This window comes from Pseudomonas sp. NPDC096950 (assembly GCF_044762525.1).
Lineage (GTDB): Bacteria > Pseudomonadota > Gammaproteobacteria > Pseudomonadales > Pseudomonadaceae > Aquipseudomonas.
On record NZ_JBIWEL010000007.1, the window covers coordinates 930 to 2160 of the forward strand.

At 59.9% G+C, this 1231-nt stretch carries 1 protein-coding gene and 1 pseudogene; both read left to right on the forward strand.

Features of this window, described 5'->3' with window-relative positions:
• Positions 1-87: 87 nt before the first annotated feature.
• Positions 88-813: pseudogene (locus ACIQY3_RS13520) on the forward strand (NADH-ubiquinone oxidoreductase-F iron-sulfur binding region domain-containing protein); the annotation flags it as partial.
• 138 nt (positions 814-951) lie between these two features.
• The coding region (locus tag ACIQY3_RS13525; protein WP_403019991.1) for a 2Fe-2S iron-sulfur cluster-binding protein at positions 952-1231 on the forward strand (280 nt) is incomplete at its 3' end.

Sequence of the window (1231 nt, forward strand, 5' to 3'; positions counted from 1 at the left end):
GTCCCCCCCCGTAACAACTAACTTGAACAAAACGAACTCAACAACTACCACCAACGACTACAACACAAACCTCGCACAAACAATACAATCCCTGCCGCCGTTGGCGTGTGGGGCAAGCCGACTTGCGTGAACAACGTTGAAACCCTGTGCAACGTCCCGGCAATCATTGCCGACGGCGTGGACTGGTACAAATCGTTGGCGCTGCCAGGCAGTGAAGACATGGGCACCAAGCTCATGGGCTTCTCCGGCAAGGTCAAGAACCCGGGCCTGTGGGAATTGCCGTTCGGCATCACCGGTCGCGAGTTGTTCGAAGACTACGCCGGCGGCATGCGCGACGGTTACACGCTCAAGTGCTGGCAGCCAGGCGGCGCCGGTACTGGTTTCCTGTTGCCGGAACACCTGGACGCACAAATGTACGCCGGCGGCATCGCCAAAGTGGGTACCCGGATGGGTACCGGCCTGGCCATGGCGGTAGACGACAGCGTCAACATGGTGTCCCTGCTGCGCAACATGGAAGAGTTCTTCTCCCGCGAGTCGTGCGGTTTCTGCACCCCGTGCCGTGATGGTCTGCCGTGGAGCGTCAAGCTGCTGCGTGCGATCGAGAACGGTGAAGGGCAAGCCGGCGATATCGAGACCCTTCTGGGTCTGGTCGGTTTCCTCGGCCCTGGCAAGACCTTCTGTGCTCACGCACCGGGCGCCGTGGAGCCATTGGGCAGCGCAATCAAATACTTCCGTCCAGAGTTCGAAGCCGGCATCGCGCCTACCAGCGCTGTCGTCCCGCCTCTGGCAAGGCCGATCGTAGTCGGCGCGTAAACGCTTAAAAAGGCGAAGGGTCCGTGCCCTTCGCCTTCTCGTTCGATGACGCCTTTGATGGGCTGTTTGGATTCGGACGAATAACAAGATTCCATTAGCCACGCCCGCTGACACCGGGCCAACGAAGAACTTTGAACCATGGCCACTATCCACGTAGACGGCAAAGAGCTCGAAGTCGATGGGGCAGACAACCTGTTACAGGCATGTCTGTCGCTAGGCCTCGATATCCCTTATTTCTGCTGGCACCCCGCCCTTGGCAGCGTTGGCGCTTGCCGCCAGTGCGCGGTCAAGCAGTACACCGACGCCAACGACACCCGTGGTCGGATCGTCATGTCCTGCATGACCCCCGCCACCGACGGCAGCTGGATCTCCATCGACGACGAAGAAGCGAAAGTGTTTCGCGCCAGCGTCGTTGAAT